The organism is Methylibium sp. T29-B (genome assembly GCF_000576225.1).
Lineage (GTDB): Bacteria > Pseudomonadota > Gammaproteobacteria > Burkholderiales > Burkholderiaceae_C > Methylibium > Methylibium petroleiphilum.
Genome location: NZ_AZSN01000024.1, coordinates 1 through 18,998, shown reverse-complemented (window position 1 = coordinate 18,998; position 18,998 = coordinate 1). Strand labels below are relative to the sequence as shown.

General features: G+C 70.8%; 18 protein-coding genes and 3 pseudogenes. 19 read left to right on the top strand and 2 right to left on the bottom strand.

Going from position 1 to position 18,998, the window contains the following annotated elements; all coding sequences use genetic code 11:
- Nucleotides 1-16 precede the first annotated feature (16 nt).
- The 16 genes and pseudogenes from Y694_RS06160 to bioB all read left to right on the top strand — a co-directional run bounded on the left by Y694_RS06160 (nucleotide 17) and on the right by bioB (nucleotide 12,765).
- Nucleotides 17-1,192 carry an acetyl-CoA C-acyltransferase gene (locus tag Y694_RS06160; RefSeq protein ID WP_036230812.1) on the top strand — a complete coding sequence of 392 codons (1,176 nt, stop codon included), beginning with the start codon at nucleotides 17-19 and terminating at the stop codon, nucleotides 1,190-1,192.
- A 16-nt stretch (nucleotides 1,193-1,208) separates the two neighbouring features.
- On the top strand, nucleotides 1,209-3,062 hold the full coding sequence (locus tag Y694_RS06155) for an acyl-CoA dehydrogenase (protein WP_036230809.1): 1,854 nt from the start codon (nucleotides 1,209-1,211) through the stop codon (nucleotides 3,060-3,062).
- A gap of 2 nt (nucleotides 3,063-3,064) precedes the next feature.
- Complete coding sequence (locus tag Y694_RS06150; RefSeq protein WP_036230806.1) at nucleotides 3,065-3,277, top strand: hypothetical protein; 213 nt, start codon at nucleotides 3,065-3,067, stop codon at nucleotides 3,275-3,277.
- Entirely contained in the window at nucleotides 3,274-3,558 is a 285-nt protein-coding gene (locus tag Y694_RS06145) for a Dabb family protein (RefSeq protein WP_011829374.1), read from the top strand. The genes Y694_RS06150 and Y694_RS06145 overlap by 4 nt, the downstream gene beginning before the upstream one ends.
- Nucleotides 3,559-3,636: 78 nt before the next feature.
- Complete coding sequence (locus Y694_RS22445) at nucleotides 3,637-4,407, top strand: hypothetical protein (protein ID WP_152543414.1); 771 nt, start codon at nucleotides 3,637-3,639, stop codon at nucleotides 4,405-4,407.
- A pseudogene (locus Y694_RS24085) lies at nucleotides 4,365-4,829 on the top strand (M3 family metallopeptidase); the annotation flags it as partial. The gene Y694_RS22445 and the pseudogene Y694_RS24085, both read left to right, overlap by 43 nt.
- An 88-nt stretch (nucleotides 4,830-4,917) precedes the next feature.
- Nucleotides 4,918-5,637, top strand: coding sequence for a M3 family metallopeptidase (locus Y694_RS22440; protein WP_051495603.1), 720 nt, complete (start codon nucleotides 4,918-4,920; stop codon nucleotides 5,635-5,637).
- Nucleotides 5,638-5,668: 31 nt separating this feature from the next.
- Entirely contained in the window at nucleotides 5,669-6,124 is a 456-nt protein-coding gene (locus Y694_RS06135) for a PaaI family thioesterase (protein WP_036230804.1), read from the top strand.
- Between the two features lie 21 nt (nucleotides 6,125-6,145).
- Nucleotides 6,146-7,168, top strand: a complete 1,023-nt coding sequence (locus Y694_RS06130) for an NADP-dependent oxidoreductase (protein ID WP_036230801.1) — start codon at nucleotides 6,146-6,148, stop codon at nucleotides 7,166-7,168.
- Nucleotides 7,169-7,238: 70 nt separating this feature from the next.
- The gene (locus Y694_RS25535) at nucleotides 7,239-7,865 is read left to right on the top strand and encodes a fatty acid desaturase (protein WP_231497561.1); all 627 of its coding nucleotides are present in this window, start codon (nucleotides 7,239-7,241) and stop codon (nucleotides 7,863-7,865) included.
- Nucleotides 7,826-8,389, top strand: coding sequence for a fatty acid desaturase (locus Y694_RS25530; RefSeq protein WP_231497562.1), 564 nt, complete (start codon nucleotides 7,826-7,828; stop codon nucleotides 8,387-8,389). Before Y694_RS25535 ends, Y694_RS25530 begins: the two co-directional genes overlap by 40 nt.
- Nucleotides 8,386-8,958, top strand: coding sequence for a glutathione S-transferase N-terminal domain-containing protein (locus Y694_RS26670; protein ID WP_310732206.1), 573 nt, complete (start codon nucleotides 8,386-8,388; stop codon nucleotides 8,956-8,958). Before Y694_RS25530 ends, Y694_RS26670 begins: the two co-directional genes overlap by 4 nt.
- Entirely contained in the window at nucleotides 8,865-9,437 is a 573-nt protein-coding gene (locus Y694_RS26665; protein ID WP_310732208.1) for a glutathione S-transferase domain-containing protein, read from the top strand. The genes Y694_RS26670 and Y694_RS26665 overlap by 94 nt, the downstream gene beginning before the upstream one ends.
- Nucleotides 9,346-10,230, top strand: a complete 885-nt coding sequence (locus tag Y694_RS06115; protein WP_310732207.1) for an SDR family oxidoreductase — start codon at nucleotides 9,346-9,348, stop codon at nucleotides 10,228-10,230. Before Y694_RS26665 ends, Y694_RS06115 begins: the two co-directional genes overlap by 92 nt.
- A gap of 238 nt (nucleotides 10,231-10,468) precedes the next feature.
- Complete coding sequence (locus Y694_RS06110) at nucleotides 10,469-11,728, top strand: TIGR03862 family flavoprotein (RefSeq protein ID WP_036230796.1); 1,260 nt, start codon at nucleotides 10,469-10,471, stop codon at nucleotides 11,726-11,728.
- A gap of 44 nt (nucleotides 11,729-11,772) precedes the next feature.
- Nucleotides 11,773-12,765, top strand: coding sequence for a biotin synthase BioB (gene bioB / locus Y694_RS06105; protein ID WP_011829382.1), 993 nt, complete (start codon nucleotides 11,773-11,775; stop codon nucleotides 12,763-12,765).
- A gap of 33 nt (nucleotides 12,766-12,798) precedes the next feature.
- Here the strand turns inward: bioB and Y694_RS06100 are convergent, their stop codons facing one another.
- Together Y694_RS06100 and Y694_RS06095 are read right to left on the bottom strand one after the other, a co-directional pair.
- Nucleotides 12,799-13,089, bottom strand: a complete 291-nt coding sequence (locus Y694_RS06100) for a GYD domain-containing protein (protein WP_011829383.1) — start codon at nucleotides 13,087-13,089, stop codon at nucleotides 12,799-12,801.
- 191 nt (nucleotides 13,090-13,280) lie between these two features.
- A pseudogene (locus Y694_RS06095) lies at nucleotides 13,281-14,044 on the bottom strand (TerC family protein).
- 522 nt (nucleotides 14,045-14,566) lie between these two features.
- Between Y694_RS06095 and Y694_RS06090 the strand changes: the two are divergent.
- The 3 genes and pseudogenes from Y694_RS06090 to Y694_RS06080 form a co-directional block, all read left to right on the top strand.
- Nucleotides 14,567-14,917, top strand: coding sequence for a hypothetical protein (locus tag Y694_RS06090; RefSeq protein WP_036230794.1), 351 nt, complete (start codon nucleotides 14,567-14,569; stop codon nucleotides 14,915-14,917).
- Between the two features lie 75 nt (nucleotides 14,918-14,992).
- Nucleotides 14,993-16,568 (top strand): annotated as a pseudogene (locus tag Y694_RS06085) (glucan biosynthesis protein).
- A gap of 96 nt (nucleotides 16,569-16,664) precedes the next feature.
- On the top strand, nucleotides 16,665-18,998 hold a 2,334-nt coding region (locus Y694_RS06080), incomplete at its 3' end, for a Tex family protein (RefSeq protein ID WP_036230792.1).

The window sequence follows — 18,998 nt, the reverse complement described above, 5'->3', positions numbered from 1 at the left end:
GAGGACGCCAAGCATCATGACGAAAGCAGTGATCGTCTCCACCGCCCGCACGCCGCTCGCCCGCAGCTGGAAGGGCGCCTTCAACATGACCCACGGCGCGACGCTCGGCGGCTTCGCGGTGCAGGCCGCGGTGCAGCGCGCCGGCATCGAGCCCGCGGAGGTCGAGGACGTGATCCTCGGCTGCGCCTTCCCCGAGGGCGCGACCGGCAGCAACATCGCGCGCCAGGTCGCGTTGCGGGCCGGGTTGCCAGTCACGGTGAGCGGCCTCACCGTCAACCGTTTCTGCTCCAGCGGCCTGCAGAGCATCGCGCTGGCTGCGCAGCGCATCGTGGCGGGCGAGGGCAGCACCTACGTGGCCGGCGGCGTGGAGAGCATCTCCTGCGTGCAGAACGAGATGAACCAGCACCTGCTGGCCGACCCCTGGCTGCGCGAGCACAAGCCCGAGATCTACTGGCCGATGCTGCAGACCGCCGAGACGGTGGCGCGGCGCTACGGCATCGAGCGAGAGCGCATGGACCGCTACGGTGCCGCCAGCCAGCAGAAGGCCTGCGCGGCGCAGGAGGCCGGCCGGTTCGCCGACGAGATCGTGGCCGTCACGGTGACGACCGGCACGGCCGATCCGGTGCGCGGTGTGCGCAGCCGGGACGTGACGGTCAGCGCCGACGAGGGCCTGCGCCCCGGCACGACCTACGAGGCGGTGGCCGGTATCCGCAGCGCGCTGCCGGGCGGCGTGGTGGCGGCCGGTAACGCCAGCCAGTTCTCCGACGGCGCCGGAGCCTGCGTGGTGATGGACGAGGCGCTGGCCGAGCGCCGGGGCCTGAAGCCGCTGGGCCGCTTCCTTGGCTTCGCGGTGGCCGGCTGCGAGCCCGACGAGATGGGCATCGGCCCGGTGTTCGCGGTGCCCAAGCTGCTGCAGCGCCTGGGCCTGGCCGTCGACGACATCGACCTGTGGGAACTCAACGAGGCCTTCGCGGTGCAGGTGCTGTACTGCGCCGACCGCCTGGGCCTGCCGATGGAGCGGCTCAACGTCAACGGCGGAGCGATCGCGGTGGGCCATCCCTACGGCGTCAGCGGCCAGCGCCTGGTCGGCCATGCGCTGCTCGAAGGACGGCGCCGCGGCGCGAAGCGGGTGGCGGTCACGATGTGCATCGGCGGCGGCATGGGCGCCGCCGGCGTGTTCGAGGTGCTGTGAACCGCCGACTCGCATCATGAGCTTCCGCGCCACGCTCGACTTCCTGCTGCACGACTGGCTGCGCGTCGAGACGCTGACGCAACGCCCGCGCTTCGCCGAGCACAGCCGCGAGACCTTCGACGCGGTGCTCGACACCTGCGAACGCATCGCCCGCGAGACCTTCGAGCCGGCCAACCGGCGCGCCGACGTGCAGGAGCCGCACTTCGACGGCGAGCGCGTGCACTTGCCGGAGAGCACCAGGACCGCGACCGAGGCCTACGCCGCGTCGGGCATGCTGGCTGCGGCGCAGGACGCCGAGATCGGCGGCATGCAGTTGCCCTGCGTGGTCGAGATGGCCGCCAACGCCTGCTTCTTCAAGGGCAGCGTGGCGATCAGTGCCTACGCGATGCTGACCACCGGCAACGCCAGCCTGCTGATGGCGCACGGCACGCCGCAGCAGATCGACAGCTTCGCGCGGCACGAGTTCTCCGGTCGCTGGTTCGGCAGCATGTGCCTGTCCGAGCCGCAGGCCGGCTCCAGCCTCGGCGACGTCACCACCCGCGCGCGCCCCGACGGCGAGGGAAGCGAGCACGATCCGCTGGGGCCGCGCTACCGGCTCAGTGGCCACAAGATGTGGATCTCGGGTGGCGAGCACGAGCTCACCGAGAACATCGTCCACCTCGTGCTCGCCAAGATCCCCGCGGACGACGGCACGCTGCCGGCCGGCGTGAAGGGCCTGTCGCTGTTCATCGTGCCCAAGTGGCTGGTGCAGCCCGGGGGCCGACTCACCGGCGAGCGCAACGACGTGGCGCTGGCAGGCCTGAACCACAAGCTCGGCTACCGCGGCACCACCAACACGCTGCTGAACTTCGGCGAAGGCCGCTTCCGGCCGGGTGGTGCGGCCGGGGCGGTCGGCTACCGCGTCGGCGCGCCGGGCGAGGGCCTGCGCTGCATGTTCCACATGATGAACGAGGCGCGCATCGGCGTCGGCCTCGGCGCGGTGATGCTGGGCTACGCCGGCTACGAGAGCAGCCTGGCCTACGCGAAGCAGCGGCCGCAGGGCCGGCCGCTCGGCGCCAAGGACGCCGGCCGCCCGCCGGTGCCCATCGTCGAGCACGCCGACGTGAAGCGCATGCTGCTGGCGCAGAAGGCCTACGTCGAGGGCGGTCTGGCGCTGGCGCTCTACTGCGCGCGGCTGGTCGACGACAAGCGCAGCGGCAGCGCGACCGAGCAGGCCGAGGCCGGTGTGCTGCTGGAGCTGCTGACGCCGATCGCGAAGAGCTGGCCCAGCGAGTGGTGCCTGGAGGCCAACAGCCTGGCGATCCAGGTGCTCGGCGGCAGCGGCTACACGCGCGATTTCCCGGTCGAGCAGCACTGGCGCGACAACCGGCTGAACATGATCCACGAGGGCACCCACGGCATCCAGGGGCTGGACCTGCTGGGCCGCAAGGTGGTGATGGATGGAGGAAAGGGCCTGAGGCTGCTGGCCGGCCGCATCGACGCCAGCATCGCCCGGGCCGGCCAGGTGGCAGGGCTGGCGGAGCAGGGCAACGCGCTGGCGCGGGCGCTGCAGCACCTGGGCGCCGCCACCAAGGCGGCCTGGGCCAGCGGTGAGCCGCGCGACGCGCTGGCCAATGCCACGCCCTACCTGCAAGCCTTCGGCCACGTGGTGCTGGCGTGGATGTGGCTGGAGTTGGCGCTGGCCGCCCGCGCGGCGCTGGACGCTGGCAGCGACACGGCGTCAGGTAGCACCGCAGCGGCGCTCTACCATGGCAAGCTCGCCGCGGCGCGCTACTTCTTCCACTACGAGCTGCCCAAGATCACGGCCTGGCTCGCGGTGGTCGAGACGCGCGACGCGACCTGCCGCGACCTGGACCCCGACTGCCTCTGACGATGAAACCGCAAACCCTCGACTCCCTGATCTGGCCGCTGATCTTCGGCGGCATGGCGCTGCTGATGCTCGGCCTCTGGACGATTGACGCCGCCGCCGTGCTCGGCCACGCCCTCGCGTGGAGCGGCTCGGCGCTGATCGCCGTCGGCGCGGTGATGATCTGGCTGCGCTCGCGCCTGCCGGCCCAGGGTGACGGCAAAGGGAGGCCGCGATGATCCACCATGTGGTGATCTGGACGCTCAAGGACCCGGCCGACGCGCCGCGCTTCAAGGACCTGCTCGACAGCTGTTCCGACCTGGTGCCGGGCATGCTGGCCTTCGATGTCGGGATCCGCACGCCCGGCCTGGAAGCCAATGCCGACGTGGTGCTGGTGTCCGCATTCGCCGACGCTGCGGCGCTCGACGCCTACCAGCAGCATCCGGCCCATCAGGCGGTCGCCGCGCAGCTCGGGCCGCTGCGCAGCGACCGGCGCGTGGTCGATTACCGGTCGGCCTGAGGCCGGTCGGCGCCCACCGCACGCGGTCGGCGTCGCCTCGTCCCGATGATCGCCGACACCTCTCCCTTCCCGATCCGCATGAACGCTTCCGTCCTCGCTTTCCTGTCCCGGCTGCTTCGGCTGTCGAGTTGCGTCGCCCTGTTCGGCGTCAGCGGCTGGAGCGCCGCGGCCGACACCGCGCCCTACGTCTTTCCGAGCTACCGCGACGGCGCCGCCGTGAAGGCGCGTTGCGACCGCACGCTGCGCGAGATCGAGGCGCAGGCGCGGCGCATCGCGGCCGGTCGCGGCCCGGACGGCGTGCTGATCGAGATCGACCGGCTCGGACAGACAGTCGACGACAGCCTGTCGCCGGTGTTCTTCCTGGCGAACGTGCACCCCGACAAGCCGGTACGCGACGCGGCCGAGGCCTGCGAGCTGCGTTACCAGGCCTTCACCAGCCGGCTGTACCAGAACCCCAGGATCTACCGGCGTCTGCAGGCGCTGCAGCCGGTCGATGCGATCGACCGGCAGATGCGGGCCGATCTGCTCGCGAGTTTCGAGGACGCCGGGGTCGGCTTGCCGGCCGCGAAGCGCGACCGCGCACGCGCGCTCAACGACGAACTGGGCCGCCTGTCGCAGGACTTCGAGCGTCGCCTGCGCGAGGACAAGACCCGCGTCGCCTTCACCGACAGCGAACTCGACGGGGTGCCGGCCAGTGTGTGGAGCACCGCCCCCCGCGACGCGCAGGGCCGGGTGCTGCTGGGGCTCGACTACCCGACCTACTCGCCGGTGGTGGAGAACGCGCGCAGCCCGGGGCACGCGAACGCATGTGGCGGGCCTTCCAGGCGCGCGGCGGCCAGGCGAACCTGAAGACGCTGGCGCGGCTGGGCGAGAAGCGCCGCAGCTACGCGCGCCTGTTCGGTGTCGAGAGCTATGCCGATTTCACGCTGCGCCGTCGCATGGCGCTGAACGTGGGCAACGTGCAGGCCTTCCTCGGCGAGGTGAAGGGCGAGCTGGGCGAGCGCGAGGAACGCGATCTGTCCGAACTGCGTGCCGCCAAGGCCGCCGAGTTGAAGACGGCGCCCGACACCACGCCGCTGAAACGCTGGGACGTGGGCTACTACCTCGAGCGCGTCAAGCGCGAGCGCCTGGCGCTCGACCAGGAGAGCTTCCGGCGCTATTTCCCGCCGCAGGCCAGCGTCGACTTCGTGTTCGCGCTCGCCGGGCGGCTGTTCGGCGTGGGCTTCGAGCCGGTGCCTCAGTCGCTGTGGCATCCCGACGCCAAGGCCTACGTCGTGGTCGACGCCGCCGGCCGCACGCCGCTGGCCACGCTCTACCTCGATCTCTACCCCCCGTGCCGACAAGTACGGCCACGCGGCGGTGTGGCCGCTGCGCGGCTCGTCGACCTGGAGCGGGCAGTTGCCGACGGCCGCGCTGGTGACCAACTTCGACCGCCAGGGCCTGACGATCGACGAGCTGGAAACGCTGCTGCACGAGTTCGGCCATGCGCTGCACGTCACGCTGTCGCACACGCGCTATGCCGCACAGGCCGGGACCGCGGTCAAGCTCGACTTCGTCGAGGCGCCATCGCAGATGCTGGAGGAATGGGTCTACGACGCCCAGGTGCTGGCGCTGTTCCAGCAGGTCTGCGCGAGCTGCGAGCCGGTGCCAGCCGACCTGCTGGCGCGCGCCGTGCAATCGCGCAGCTTCGCCAAGGGGCTGCAGTTCGCGCGCCAGCATCTGTACGCCAGCTACGACCTCGCGCTGCACGACAAGGACGCGCCGGACCCGATGGCGCTGTGGGCCCGCATGGAGAGCGCCACGCCGCTCGGCTACGAGCCCGGCTCGCTGTTCCCGGCCGGCTTCTCGCACGTGGCCGGCGGCTACGGCGCCGGCTACTACGCCTACCTCTGGAGCCTGGCGATCGCGCAGGATCTGCGCACCGCCTTCGCGGCCGACCCGCTGGACCCGGCCGTCGGTCGTCGCTACCGTGAGACGGTGCTGGCCAACGGCGGCCAGGCTCCGCCCGCCGAGCTGGTGGCGCGCTTCCTGGGGCGTGCGCCGAGCAACGCCGCGTTCTTCGAGTGGCTCGAGCGCTGAGGCGGCGCGTTCACGGCACGGACCCGACACGATGGACTTCCCGGTACTCATTCCCTTCGTGGAGCAGCTCGGCTTCGAACTGGTCCGTCTTTCCGACGGCGAGGCCGAGATCACGGTGCGCGTCGTGGACGCGCTGACCAATTCCTTCCAGGTCGCCCACGGCGGTCTGACGATGACCCTGCTCGACGTCGCGATGGCGCATGCCGCGCGCAGCAGCAACTTCGCGCAGGCCGGGCTCGGCCCCGGCGTCGTGACCGTGGAGATGAAGACCAGCTTCCTGCGTCCCGGCGAGGGCCTGCTGCGTTGCCACGGCCGGCTGCTGCACCGCACGGCCACGCTGGCGTTCTGCGAAGGCCGCGTGCTCGGCGAGGACGGCGTGCTGTGCGCACATGCGACAGGCACCTTCAAGTACCTGCGCGCGCTGCCGGCCGGCGCGCGTGAGCCCAAGTCGCTGCAGCGCCGTCTTGACGGCAGCGGCTCCGACTGAAATCCGCACCGGAGACACACCATGACCGCAACGATCAACCAGCAGATCCTGCTCGCCTCGAGGCCCGATGGCGAACCGACGGTCGACAACTTCCGCCTCGTCGAGACGCCGCTGGCCGAGCTGGAGGACGGCCAGGTGCGCGTGCGCCACCACTACCTGTCGCTCGACCCCTACATGCGCGGCCGCATGAACGAGGCCCGCAGCTACGCCCAGCCCCAGCCGCTGGGCGAGGTGATGATCGGCGGCACCGTCGGCGAGGTGGTGGCCTCGCGCCACGCGTCCTTTGCTGTCGGCGATGCCGTGGTCGGCATGGGCGGCTGGCAGCTCTACCAGACGGTCGACGCCAGGCAGCGCGGCGCGCTGCAGAAGGTCGACACCACGCAGATCCCGCTGTCGGCCTACCTGGGCGCTGTCGGCATGCCGGGCGTGACGGCGTGGTACGGCCTCACGCAGATCATCGCGCCGCAGGCCGGCGAGACGGTCGTGGTCAGCGCGGCGAGCGGTGCGGTCGGCGGTGCGGTGGGGCAGCTGGCGAAGGCGCGCGGTGCCCGCGTGGTCGGCCTTGCCGGCGGGCCGGAGAAGTGCGCCTACGTCAGCGGCGAGCTGGGCTTCGACGCCTGCATCGACTATCGCCAGCACCCGGATCTCAAGTCGCTGAGCGCGGCGCTGAAGGCGGCCTGTCCGAACGGCATCGACGGTCACTTCGAGAACGTCGGCGGCCTGATCCTCGACGCCGTGATGCTGCGCGCCAACGCCTTCAGCCGCATCGCCTTCTGCGGGATGATCGCCGGCTACAACGGCGAGCCGATCCCGATGCAGAACCCCTCGCTGATCCTGGTGAACCGGATGAAGCTGCAGGGCTTCATCGTCACCGAGCACACGGCCTTGTGGCCGCAGGCACTGAAGGAACTGGGTGCGGCGGTCGCGAGCGGCCGGCTCAAGTACCGCGAGAGCGTCGCCGAGGGCCTGGCCGGTGCGCCGCAGGCCTTCCTCGGGTTGCTGAAGGGCCGCAATTTCGGCAAGCAGCTGGTGAAGCTGGTCTGAGCCCCGGCCGGAACCGGCAGGCCCGTCGAGCCGTCGAAGCTTCAGGCTGGACGCCGCGCAGGAGCCCCTCATGAACCACGGCACGCCACCGACGCAAGCGGGTGACGAGTTCCGCGAGGATCTGCGTCCGCTGGCCGCGACCGTGGCGCGCGCCGGGCAGGGCGCGGCTGCCGCGCGCCGCGTGCTCGGCGCGCAGGAGCTCGCACCGCTGACGCGCCTGAACGACTGCCGCTCGATGGGCGCGCTGGCGCTCAGCGTCGGCGTCAGTGCCGCGGCGATCACGTTCGGGCTGGCCGTCTGGCCCAGCCCCTGGGTGCTGGCGAGCGTTCTCGTGGTCGGGGTGCAGCAGCACGGCTTCTTCATCCTGGCCCATGAGGCGGCGCACTACCGACTGCTGTCGAGCCGGCGACTCAACGACGTGCTGGGGCGACTGATCGGCATGGCCGGTGGGATCTCGATGTGCACCTACCGCGTGATCCACCGCCTGCACCACAACCACCTCTACGGTCCGCAGGACCCCGACACCGCGATCCACGGTGCTATCCGCGCGGCGTGGCCTATCTGTGGAAGAAGCTCGGCACGGACCTGCTCGGCGCGAATGCCTGGAAGACCTACGCCTACTTCTTCGGCGCGCCGGCGATCCGCGACGAGACGGCCATGGGGGGTGAGGGTGCGTTGCGGTCGCAGAAGCTGCTGAACGACACCTCTGCGGACCTGCGGCGCGCCGCGCGCCAGGACCGGTGGTGGGTCGTGGCCGCGCAGCTCGCGTTGCCGGCAGCGAGCTTCGGACTCGGGGGCTGGCAGGGGCTGGCGCAGTACGCGGTGCTGTGGGCGCTGCCGCTGCTGACGGTGCTGCAGCCCATCCTGCGGCTGCGCGCGATCTGCGAGCACGGCGCGGTCACCGATCTCGGCTCACCGCTGACGGCGGCGCGCAGCAACCTCACCGGCCCGGCGAAGAGCGGCCGGGCCGCCGACACGCTGCTGAACCTGCTGGGCCGCGCACTGCTGTTCCCGCACCACGTGAATCACCACCTCGAGCACCACCTGTACCCGGCCGTGCCGCACTACCACCTGCCGCGGCTGCACCGGCTGCTGGCGGCCAAGGGGGTGCTCGACGGCGCCGAGGTGCGCGACCTGTCCGACACCTTCCGCCGCCTCTTCGCGCCACGGCCCGCGCACCGCGCCGCACCACCGACCCTCCCCGGAGCCTCCACCCCATGAGCGACCTGATCCTGCACCACTACCCGGCCTCGCCGTTCGCCGAGAAGACCCGGCTCATCCTGGGCTACAAGCGGCTGGCCTGGCGCAGCGTGACCATCCCGATCATGATGCCCAAGCCGAACCTGGTGGCGCTGACCGGTGGCTACCGCAAGACGCCCGTGCTGCAGGTCGGTGCCGACATCTACTGCGATACCGCGCTGATCGCCCGCGTGATCGAGGCCCATGCGCCCGAGCGCACGCTCTATCCGGCCGAATCGGCGGGCGAGGCACCGCTGATCGCGCAATGGGCCGACTTCACGCTGTTCTGGACCGCCGTGCCCTACACGCTGCAGCCCGCCGGCATGGCGGCCATCTTCGCCGGCGCGCCGCCCGAGGTGCTGAAGGCGTTCGGCGCCGATCGCGCCGCGATGACCACGGGGCTGCACTGGCCGACCGTGAGCGACGCCACCGCGCAGCTGCACAACCACCTGGTTGGATCGAACAGCGGCTGGCCGACGGGCGCGCCTTCCTGGGCGGCGGCACGGCGAGCATCGCGGACTTCTCGGTGGCGCACTGCGTGTGGTTCGTGAAGAGCGCGCCGCCGGTGGCCGGGATCCTGGACGCTTACCCGAACCTGCTGGCCTGGCATGCACGCGTGCTGGCTTTCGGCCACGGCCGACCCGAAGCGCTCGGCGAGGACGAGGCCCTGACCATCGCGGCCGGGGCGAAGGCGCATGCACCGGTGAGCGTGATGCCGGGCCTGGGCTTCGAGGCCGGCGAGCGCGTGGCGGTGTCGGCGGTGGACTACGGTCGCGACCCGGTGGTCGGGCCGCTGGTGGGGCTGACGCGGGAGACCGTCACGGTCGAGCGCCGCGACGACCGGGCAGGGCAGGTGCGCGTGCATTTCCCCCGTTTGGCTTCCAGATCAAGAAGGACACGACGGCATGATCCAGCAGTTCGCCGGCCGCACCGCGGTCATCACCGGGGCCGGTTCCGGTTTCGGCCTGGAGGCCTCGCGCATCGCCGCGCGCGAGGGCATGAAGCTGGTGATGGCCGACGTGCAGGCTGATGCGCTGGAGCGCGCGGTGGCCGAGATCGAGGCGCTGGGGGCCGAGGTGCTGCCGTTCCGGCTCGACGTGGCGCAGGCCGCCGAGGTCGAGGCGCTCGGGGCTGCGACGCTGGCGCGCTTCGGCGCGCCGCACCTGGTGTTCAACAACGCCGGCGTCGGTGCCGGAGGCCTGATCTGGGAGCACACGCTGAAGGATTGGGAGTGGGTCATCGGGGTCAACCTGATGGGCGTGGCGCACGGTGTCCGCGTGTTCACGCCGATGATGCTGGCGGCCGCGGCGCAGGACGCGGGCTACGAAGGGCACATCGTCAACACGGCGTCGATGGCCGGGCTGCTGAACACGCCGAACATGGGCGTGTACAACGTCACCAAGCATGCCGTGGTGTCCCTCAGCGAGACGCTGTACCAGGATCTGCGGCTCGTCACCGAACGTGTCGGTGCCTCGGTGCTCTGCCCCTACTTCGTGCCGACCGGGATCGGGGACAGCCACCGCAACCGGCCGACCGCGCTGCGTGGGCAGCGGGCAACGCAAAGCCAGCGCGTCGCGCACGCGATGATCGGGAAGGCCGTGGAATCAGGGCGGGTCAGCGCGGCGCAGGTGGCGCAGTTCGTGTTCGATGCCGTGCGCGAAGGCCGCTTCTACATCTACAGCCACCCACAGGCCCTGGCCGGCGTGCGGGCGCGGATGGAGGACATCGTCCAGGGCCGCAATCCCAGCGATCCCTACGAGGCGCGGCCTGACCTGGGCCAGCAGCTGAAGACGGCATTGCGTCCTGCAACTTCAAGTGATTAATCACATTAAAAACAGATCATAAGCTATTGTTTTTAAATGATTAAACTCATTTCTTAAAGTTATTTCTACACGATGCTGCAGGGCAAGAGCTGACCTGGCCGAACAGCCGGCCACGACATTCCCCGCGGCAATGCCGGGCCGGCAGACTCGCGTGGCACACTGCGCCGCCCATGAAGCCGCCTCCGACCTTCCACGCCCCCTCCGGCCGCACCGCGCATGCGCTGCGGCCGTTCCGCAGATGAGCGGCGCTCGACGCGCAGCGGTCATCGGCGGCGGCCCCGCCGGCCTGATGGCCGCGGAGGTGCTGGTGGCCGGCGGCGTGCAGGTCGACCTGTACGACGCCATGCCGTCGGTCGGACGCAAGTTCCTGCTCGCCGGCAAGGGCGGACTCAACCTGACGCATGGCGAGCCCTTCGAGGACTTCCTCACTCGCTACGGCCCGCGGCAGGCACAACTCGCGCCCTGGCTGACGGACTTCGATCCGTCCGCGCTGCGGCAATGGGCCAACGCGCTGGGCATTGCGACCTTCGTCGGCAGTTCCGGCCGGGTCTTTCCGAGCGACCTGAAGGCCGCACCGCTGCTGCGGGCCTGGCTGCAGCGCCTTCGGGGTGCCGGGGTGAGCTTCCATCAACGCCATCGCTGGTGCGGCTGGACCGACGACGGTGCGTTGCGTTTCGCGACCCCGACCGGCGAGCGCACCGTGCGCCCCGACGCCGTGCTGCTGGCGCTGGGCGGCGCCAGCTGGGCGCGTCTCGGCTCCGACGGGGCCTGGCTGCCGGGGCTCGCCGCACGCGGTGTCGATGTGGCGCCGCTGCAGCCGTCGAACTGCGGGTTCGACATCGGGCACGCCGGCCGGGCGCCGGGTTGGAGCGCCCACCTGCGCGAGCGCTTCGCCGGCGCGCCGGTGAAGCCGGTGGTGCTGAGTACCGAGACCTCCGACGGCCGCCGCTTCCACCGCCAGGGCGAGTTCGTGGTCACCGCGACGGGCGTCGAGGGCAGCCTGGTCTATGCCGCCTCGGCGCTGCTGCGCGACGAGATCGCCGCGCACGGCGAGGCGAGCCTCACGCTCGACCTGCTGCCGGATCGCAACCCGGACTGGGTGGCCGCTGAAGTGGCTCGGCCGCGCGGACCGCGCTCGCTGTCGACCCACCTCAAGAGCCGGCTCGGCATCGACGGCGTGAAGGCCGCGCTGCTGCATGAACTGCTCGACAAGGAGCAGTTGCACGACGCCGCGCGCCTCGCCGCGGCCCTGAAGGCGCTGCCACTGCGGCTGGTGGCGGCCCGGCCGGTCGACGAGGCCATCAGCACCGCTGGCGGCGTGCGCCTCGAGGCGCTCGACGAGCGGCTGATGCTCAGGGCGCTGCCCGGCGTGTTCTGCGCCGGCGAGATGCTCGACTGGGAAGCGCCGACCGGCGGCTACCTGCTCAATGCCTGCTTCGCCACCGGCCGCGCCGCGGGGCAGGGCCTGCTCGCCTGGCTGGCGGCAGGCGAGCGCTGAACCGGGCACGACGCCGGCACGGCGTCAGCAGGCACAATGGCGGGATGACTGCCACCCAGCCTGTTCATCTCGTGCGCCCGGCGCCCGTCCATGTGCATCCGTCCAGCGAACGCTGGAGCGTGGAGGCCATCGAGGCCCTGTTCGCTCTGCCGTTCAACGACCTGATCTTCCGTGCCCAGCAGGTGCACCGTGAGCATTTCGATGCCAACGCGGTCCAGCGCTCGACGCTGCTCTCCATCAAGACCGGCGGTTGTCCGGAGGACTGCGCCTACTGCCCGCAGTCGGTCCACCACGACACCGGTGTCGAGGCCGACAAGCTGATGGATGTGGCCACGGTGCGGCAGGCGGCGCAGGCCGCCGCCGCGGCCGGCGCCACGCGCTTCTGCATGGGCGCGGCCTGGCGTGAGCCCAAGGATCGCGACATCGAGAAGGTGGTCGAGCTGGTCCGCGAGGTCAAGTCGCTCGGCCTCGAGGCCTGCTGCACGCTGGGCATGCTGAGCAAGCCGCAGGCGCAGGCGCTGAAGGAAGCGGGCGTCGACTACTACAACCACAACCTCGACACCGCGCCGGAGGCCTACGGCCGCATCATCAGCACGCGCGTCTACGAGGAGCGCCTGCAGACGCTGGCGCACGTGCGCGACGCCGGCATGAACGTGTGCTGCGGCGGCATCGTCGGCATGGGCGAGAGCCGGCGCGAGCGCGCCGGGCTGGTGGCGCAGCTGGCCAACCTGGACCCGCACCCGGAGTCGGTGCCGATCAACGAACTGGTGCAGGTCGAGGGCACGCCGCTGGCCGGCAGCGACAAGCTCGACCCCTTCGAGTTCGTGCGCACCATCGCCGTCGCCCGCATCACCATGCCGACCGCCTACGTGAGGCTGTCGGCAGGCCGCCAGGAGATGGGCGACGCGATCCAGGCGCTGTGCTTCCTGGCCGGCGCCAATTCCATCTTCTACGGCGACAAGCTGCTGACGACCGGCAACCCGGACGTCGAGCGCGACGAGGCGCTGTTCGAGCGACTCGGCCTCACGTCGGCCTGATGCCCGGCGCCCGCATGACGGGCGCTGGCATGCTCAGCCGAGCTTCTTGACGAAGCCGCGCATCTCGCTGGCCGAGTAGCCGCGCATCGTCTGCGTCCGCACGTTGCCCAGCTGCGCCATCTTCAGCGCGCTGAGCATTGCGCCTTCCTCGGGGCCCTCGGTGATCAGCACCAGGTCGTAGGGGCCCTGGGTCCAGTGCACGCTCTTGACCGTGACACCCAGGCCCTCGGCCAGCGCCTTGTAGGCCTCGAAGCGCTCCGGCGAGTCCTTGATGCTGCGTGCGCCCTGGTCGGTGAAGTTCACCAGTGTGATGAAGGCAGGCATGGCGTTCCCCTCGTGGAGCCCGGTCACCCGGGCGGGACGCTCCGCCGTGCTGGCGCCGCGTGCCGGTCGGAGCGTCGTCGGCCCCGGCACCGCGTGCACTTCCATCGCACCAGCCTGTTAGCTTCGGCGCTGCACCGGCCAAAGGCAAGGCCGCCGTGTGGCGGCCCGGCCGACCGGCGCGCGCCGCCGCCTCAGGCCGTGCCTTTGCCGGCCTCGAGGGCCGCGCGGCGCTTGCCGCGCGAGCGGATGTTCAGCGCCTCGACGCCCAGCGAGAACGCCATCGCGGCATAGATGTAGCCCTTGGGCACGTGCATGTCGAAGGCTCGGCCGTCAGCGCCATGCCGACCATCACCAGGAAGGCCAGCGCCAGCACCTTGACCGACGGATGGCGGTCGACGAACTCGCCGATCGGCCGGGCCGCCACCAGCATCACGCCCACCGAGGTCACGACCGCAGCCACCATCACGCCGATCTGGTCGACCATGCCCACCGCGGTGATCACCGAGTCGAGCGAGAACACGATGTCGATCACCGCGATCTGGCCGATGACGCCCCAGAACAGGCGGTTGCCGGCGGCCCTCAGTGCGGCCTCGTCGGTGGCCGGCGGGCCGTCGCGCTCGGGCGCCTCGACCTCCACGAAGATCTCGTGCGAGGCCTTGTAGAGCAGGAACAGGCCGCCGAACAGCAGCACCAGGTCGCGCCCGCTGATGCCCTGGCCGAGCACCGAGAACAGGTCGGCCGTCAGGCCCATCACCCAGCTCAGCGAGAACAGCAGCAGCAGCCGAGAGACCATCGCGAAGCCCAGGCCGAGGCGGCGCGCCTTTTCGCGCGTCTCCGGCGGCAGCCGGCCGACGAGGATGGAGATGAAGATGATGTTGTCGACGCCCAGGACGATTTCCAGGGCGGTGAGCATCGCGAACGCGATCCAGATGTTGGGGTCGAGGAGGAAGTCCATGGCAGCAGGTTGAATGCGGGGATGCCGCAGCAGGCCTGCAGTGCAGGCCGGGGAGACATTGGGGCCGCGGGACGTCCGCGGCAGGGATCAGGCGAGGCGGGATGCCGTTCGGGGCGGCCGTCGCAGCCCGTCGAGGTAGGGCGGGCGCAAGCGGCTGTCGGCATCGGGCCGCGGCAATGCGGCGCGCGGCGCGGTGAAGCCCGGCAACGCGGCTTCGGCAGCAGCCCGGGCCGTCCGCTGCGCTCTCGGCCTGCGCCTGCGACATCGGGTCCGGCAGCGTCAGGCGGTCGAGCGCGCGTTCCGGAATCGCCGCCTCGGACTGCAGAGCCCGGGCCGTGCTGTCGTGGCTCACATCCGCCGGCACGAGGATGCCGCAGCAGCACAGGAGGATGGCGAAAAGGACGGCGTGGAGCCTGAAGATCATGGCTCGAATTGTAGGGGGCGCGGCCGGCGCGTTGTCCTACAGCAGGGACTTTCGGGCGCCTACAGACTGTCACGAAGGGCGATCTAGCATCTGCATCCATGACAGCCCGACCCCGACTTGCCGACATCGACAGCCTCCTCGCACAGGCCGCCCCGGCACCGGCCGACATCGACTTCGACCTCGACGCGCACCACAGCACGGAGGTGCTGCTGGCGACGCATCAGGTGCTGGTGGCACGCTGCGTGATCGACTTCGCGGGGCGCGGTGAACCGGTGGAATCCGAGCTCGTGATTCCGCGTCGCGACTGCCAGGGCGACCGCCCGCGCGGCATCGCGCTGTGGCGCGCGGCTCAGGAACTGCTGGCGCAGTTGCTGCTGCGTCGGCCCGGCGTGCACCCGACGATCCGCATCGCGATCGGCAGCGAACTCGTTCCGCTCGCCGCCGCCTGAAGACGCAGGCCGACCCGGCCTGCCGCAGCCTCCGGTATCGTACGGAGGCTCGCATCCTCCTTCCTCTCTCCCTCCATGCAAAGACGACAACTGCTGCGCGGCATGGCCGCGTCGGCCACGCTTCAGGCCCTGCTGGGCGGTGACGCTGCCGCAGCGGGCCTGAAGGCGATCGGTCAGGCCGAGGCCTTCGACTACGCGCTGCTCAAGGGCCGCGCTCGTGCGCTGGCTACCAAGGCCTACCAGGCGCCGCGGTCGGTGCTGCCGAAGGCGATCGACTCGCTCGACTGGGACCGCCACCAGGCCATCCGCTTCCGACCCGACCACGCCTTGTGGGGCGAAGACGAGCTGCGCTTCCGGGCGCAGTTCTTCCATCTGGGGCTGTTCTTCAAGTCGCCGGTGCGCATTCACGAGCTGGTGGACGGCCGGGCCCGCGAACTGGCCTACGACGCGAGATGTTCGACTACGGCAAGAGCGGGGTTCAGGGCAGTCAATTGCCGAGCGACCTGGGCTTCGCCGGCTTCCGGCTGAACTTCCACACCGATCTCGAGCGCGACATCTCGGCCTTCCTGGGCGCGAGCTACTTCCGCGCGGTCGGCGGGGAATGGCAGTACGGTCTGTCGGCGCGCGGCCTGGCCGTCGATACCGGCCTGCCGCGACCGGAGGAGTTTCCGAACTTCGTCGCCTTCTGGCTGGAGAAGCCGGCGCGCCAGTCGAGCAGCATCACGGTGTATGCGCTGCTCGATTCGCCCAGCATCGCCGGGCCTACCGTTTCGTCATCACGCCGGGCGACACGCAGGTGATGGACATCGATGCGGCGCTCTACCCGCGCAAACCCATCGAGCGCCTGGGCATCGCGCCGCTGACCAGCATGTTCCAGTACGGCGAGAACGACCGCCGCGTCGCCAACGACTGGCGGCCCGAGGTGCACGACAGCGACGGCCTGCAGATGTGGACCGGCAGCGGCGAGTGGATCTGGCGCCCCCTCACCAATCCCGCCACGCTGCGCTTCAACGCCTACCAGGACGAGAATCCGCGCGGCTTCGGCCTGCTGCAGCGTGACCGCAACTTCGACCACTACCAGGACGACGGCGTGTTCTACGACAAGCGGCCCTGCGTGTGGGTGGAACCGAAGTCGGGCTGGGGCGCCGGCTCGCTGCAGCTGGTGGAGATCCCGACCGCCGACGAGACCTTCGACAACATCGTCGCGTTGTGGAATCCGGCGCGCCCACCGCAGGCCGGCGAGGAACTGCTGTTCGCCTACCGCCTCTACTGGGGCGCGCAGCCGCCGGCCCGGCCGCCGCTCGCGCGCTGCGTGGCCACGCGCACCGGCCTGGGCGGTGTGATCGGTCAGCCGCGCAAGTATTTCTCGTGGCGGTTCGCGGTCGATTTCTCCGGCGGCGACCTGTCGCTGATCGGGCCGAAGGCCAAGGTCGAGGCCGTCGTCAGCGCCTCGCGTGGCCGCGTGGAGATCACGTCGGCGCGGCCCTTGGCCTCGGTCTCGGGCTACCGGGCGATGTTCGACGTGGTGCCGCCGGCCGGCACCGAGCCGATCGACCTGCGCGTCTACCTGCGCTGCGACGGCCAGTCGCTCAGCGAGACCTGGCTCTACCAGTGGAGCCCGCCGCCCGCGGCCGAACGCAAGCTGGTCTGAGCGCGCGTCGAGATGCAACGATCGGTGTCCGGCCGGTCGCTACACTGCGCGCCTTCCCGATGATCCGCGGCCCGTTGCCGGGCCCCTCCCGAGTCCGTGGACAAGATCCTGCTGCAAATCGCCGCCGAGCTGAAGGTTCGGCCGGCCCAAGTCAACGCTGCCGTCGAACTGCTCGACGGCGGGGCCACGGTGCCCTTCATCGCGCGCTACCGCAAGGAGGCGACCGACAACCTCGATGACACCCAGCTGCGCGACCTGGAAGCGCGCCTGGGGTACCTGCGCGAGCTCGAGGAGCGCCGCGCCGCCGTGCTGAAGAGCATCGACGAGCAGGGCAAGCTCACGCCCGAACTGCGCGCCGCGATCGACGCCGCGCCGACCAAGCAGGAGCTGGAAGACCTCTACCTGCCCTTCAAGCCGCGGCGTCGCACCAAGGGCATGATCGCCCGCGAGGCCGGCATCGAGCCGCTGGCCGACCGCCTGTTCGCCGACCCCACGCTCGACCCGCTGGTCGAGGCCGCCGCCTTCGTGGCCGGCTATGCGGGCGGCGCCGAGGCGCTGGCGACCGCCGGCTTCGCCGATGTCCACGCGGTGCTCGACGGCGTGCGCGACCTGCTGTCCGAACGCTGGGCCGAGGACGCCGCACTGGTGCAGTCGCTGCGAGGCTGGCTGTGGGACGAGGGGCTGCTGCGCTCCAAGCTGATGGATGGCAAGAACGAGCAGGACGCGGAGATCGCGAAGTTCCGCGACTACTTCGACTACGACGAGCCCATCCGCACCGTGCCCTCGCACCGTGCGCTCGCGGTGTTCCGAGGTCGCACGCTGGAGATCCTGGACGCGAAGCTGGTGCTCGACGAGGAGGCGCTGCCGGGCAAGCCGACGCTCGCCGAAGGGCGCATCGCGGTGCATCTGGGCTGGAGCCACGCCAAGCGCCCGGCCGACGAGCTGATCCGCAAGTGCGTGGCCTGGACCTGGAAGGTCAAGCTCAGCCTGAGCCTGGAGCGCGACCTGTTCGCGCGGCTGCGCGAGGATGCCGAGAAGGTGGCGATCAAGGTCTTCGCCGAGAACCTGCGCGACCTGCTGCTGGCCGCGCCGGCCGGCAAGCGCGTGGTGATGGGCCTGGACCCCGGCATCCGCACCGGCGTGAAGGTGGCGGTCGTCAGCGACACCGGCAAGGTGCTCGACACGGCCACGGTGTACCCGCACGAGCCCCGCAAGGACTGGGACGGCGCGATCCACACGCTGGGCCGGCTGGCCGCGACCCACGGCGTCAACCTGATCGCCATCGGCAACGGCACCGCGAGCCGCGAGACCGACAAGCTGGCGGCCGACCTGATCAAGCGCATCCAGCAACTGGCCCCTGGCACGCACATCGAGAAGGTGGTCGTCAGCGAGGCGGGCGCTTCGGTCTACTCGGCCTCGGAGTTCGCCAGCAAGGAACTGCCGGAGCTCGACGTGAGCCTGCGCGGAGCGGTCTCGATCGCACGGCGGCTGCAGGACCCGCTGGCCGAGCTGGTGAAGATCGACCCCAAGAGCATCGGCGTCGGCCAGTACCAGCACGACGTGAACCAGAGCGAACTCGCGCGCACGCTCGACACGGTAGTGGAGGACTGCGTCAACTCGGTCGGCGTCGATCTGAACACCGCGTCGGCGCCGCTGCTGTCGCGCGTGTCCGGGCTGTCGGGCGCGGTCGCGGCCGGCATCGTGCGTTGGCGCGATACGCACGGCGCCTTCCGCAACCGCCGCCAGCTGCGCGAGGTCGCGGGCCTGGGTGAGAAGACCTTCGAGCAGGCGGCCGGCTTCCTGCGCATCCGCGACGGCGACAACCCGCTCGACCTGTCGGGCGTGCACCCCGAGACCTACCCGGTGGTCGAGAAGATCATCGCCGCCGTCGGCCGACCCGTCGGTGATCTGATCGGCAACAGCGACGTGATCCGCAAGCTGCGGCCCGAGGCTTACGCCGACGAGCGCTTCGGCGCGATCACCGTGAAGGACATCCTCGCCGAGCTGGAGAAGCCTGGCCGCGACCCACGCCCGGACTTCAAGGTGGCGCGCTTCAACGAGGGCGTCGACGACATCAAGGACCTGCAGGCCGGCATGACGCTGGAAGGCACGGTCAGCAACGTGGCGCAGTTCGGCGCCTTCGTGGACCTGGGCGTCCACCAGGACGGGCTGGTACACGTGAGCCAGCTGGCGAACAAGTTCGTCAACGACGCGCGCGAGATCGTGAAGACCGGCGACATCGTCAAGGTCAAGGTGCTCGAGGTCGATCTGGCGCGCGGCCGCATCTCGCTGACGATGAAACTCGACACCAGCGTGGCGCGCGGACGCGACGGACGCGGCGAGGGCAGCGAGAACGGCTACCGGCCGGCCGGACGCGATGAGCGTGCCCGCAGCGGTGCGCCGCGCGGCAGCTCACCCAGTCCGCCGCCG

Excerpts from the sequence above, each read along its gene's own strand:
- Y694_RS06160 (WP_036230812.1), top strand. The coding sequence starts at position 17 with ATGACGAAAGCAGTGATCGTCTCCACCGCCCGCACGCCGCTCGCCCGC.
- Y694_RS06155 (WP_036230809.1), top strand. The coding sequence starts at position 1,209 with ATGAGCTTCCGCGCCACGCTCGACTTCCTGCTGCACGACTGGCTGCGC.
- Y694_RS06150 (WP_036230806.1), top strand. The coding sequence starts at position 3,065 with ATGAAACCGCAAACCCTCGACTCCCTGATCTGGCCGCTGATCTTCGGC.
- Y694_RS06145 (WP_011829374.1), top strand. The coding sequence starts at position 3,274 with ATGATCCACCATGTGGTGATCTGGACGCTCAAGGACCCGGCCGACGCG.
- Y694_RS22445 (WP_152543414.1), top strand. The coding sequence starts at position 3,637 with ATGAACGCTTCCGTCCTCGCTTTCCTGTCCCGGCTGCTTCGGCTGTCG.
- Y694_RS06135 (WP_036230804.1), top strand. The coding sequence starts at position 5,669 with ATGGACTTCCCGGTACTCATTCCCTTCGTGGAGCAGCTCGGCTTCGAA.
- Y694_RS06130 (WP_036230801.1), top strand. The coding sequence starts at position 6,146 with ATGACCGCAACGATCAACCAGCAGATCCTGCTCGCCTCGAGGCCCGAT.
- Y694_RS25535 (WP_231497561.1), top strand. The coding sequence starts at position 7,239 with ATGAACCACGGCACGCCACCGACGCAAGCGGGTGACGAGTTCCGCGAG.
- Y694_RS25530 (WP_231497562.1), top strand. The coding sequence starts at position 7,826 with ATGGGGGGTGAGGGTGCGTTGCGGTCGCAGAAGCTGCTGAACGACACC.
- Y694_RS26670 (WP_310732206.1), top strand. The coding sequence starts at position 8,386 with ATGAGCGACCTGATCCTGCACCACTACCCGGCCTCGCCGTTCGCCGAG.
- Y694_RS06110 (WP_036230796.1), top strand. The coding sequence starts at position 10,469 with ATGAGCGGCGCTCGACGCGCAGCGGTCATCGGCGGCGGCCCCGCCGGC.
- bioB (WP_011829382.1), top strand. The coding sequence starts at position 11,773 with ATGACTGCCACCCAGCCTGTTCATCTCGTGCGCCCGGCGCCCGTCCAT.
- Y694_RS06100 (WP_011829383.1), bottom strand. The coding sequence starts at position 13,089 with ATGCCTGCCTTCATCACACTGGTGAACTTCACCGACCAGGGCGCACGC.
- Y694_RS06090 (WP_036230794.1), top strand. The coding sequence starts at position 14,567 with ATGACAGCCCGACCCCGACTTGCCGACATCGACAGCCTCCTCGCACAG.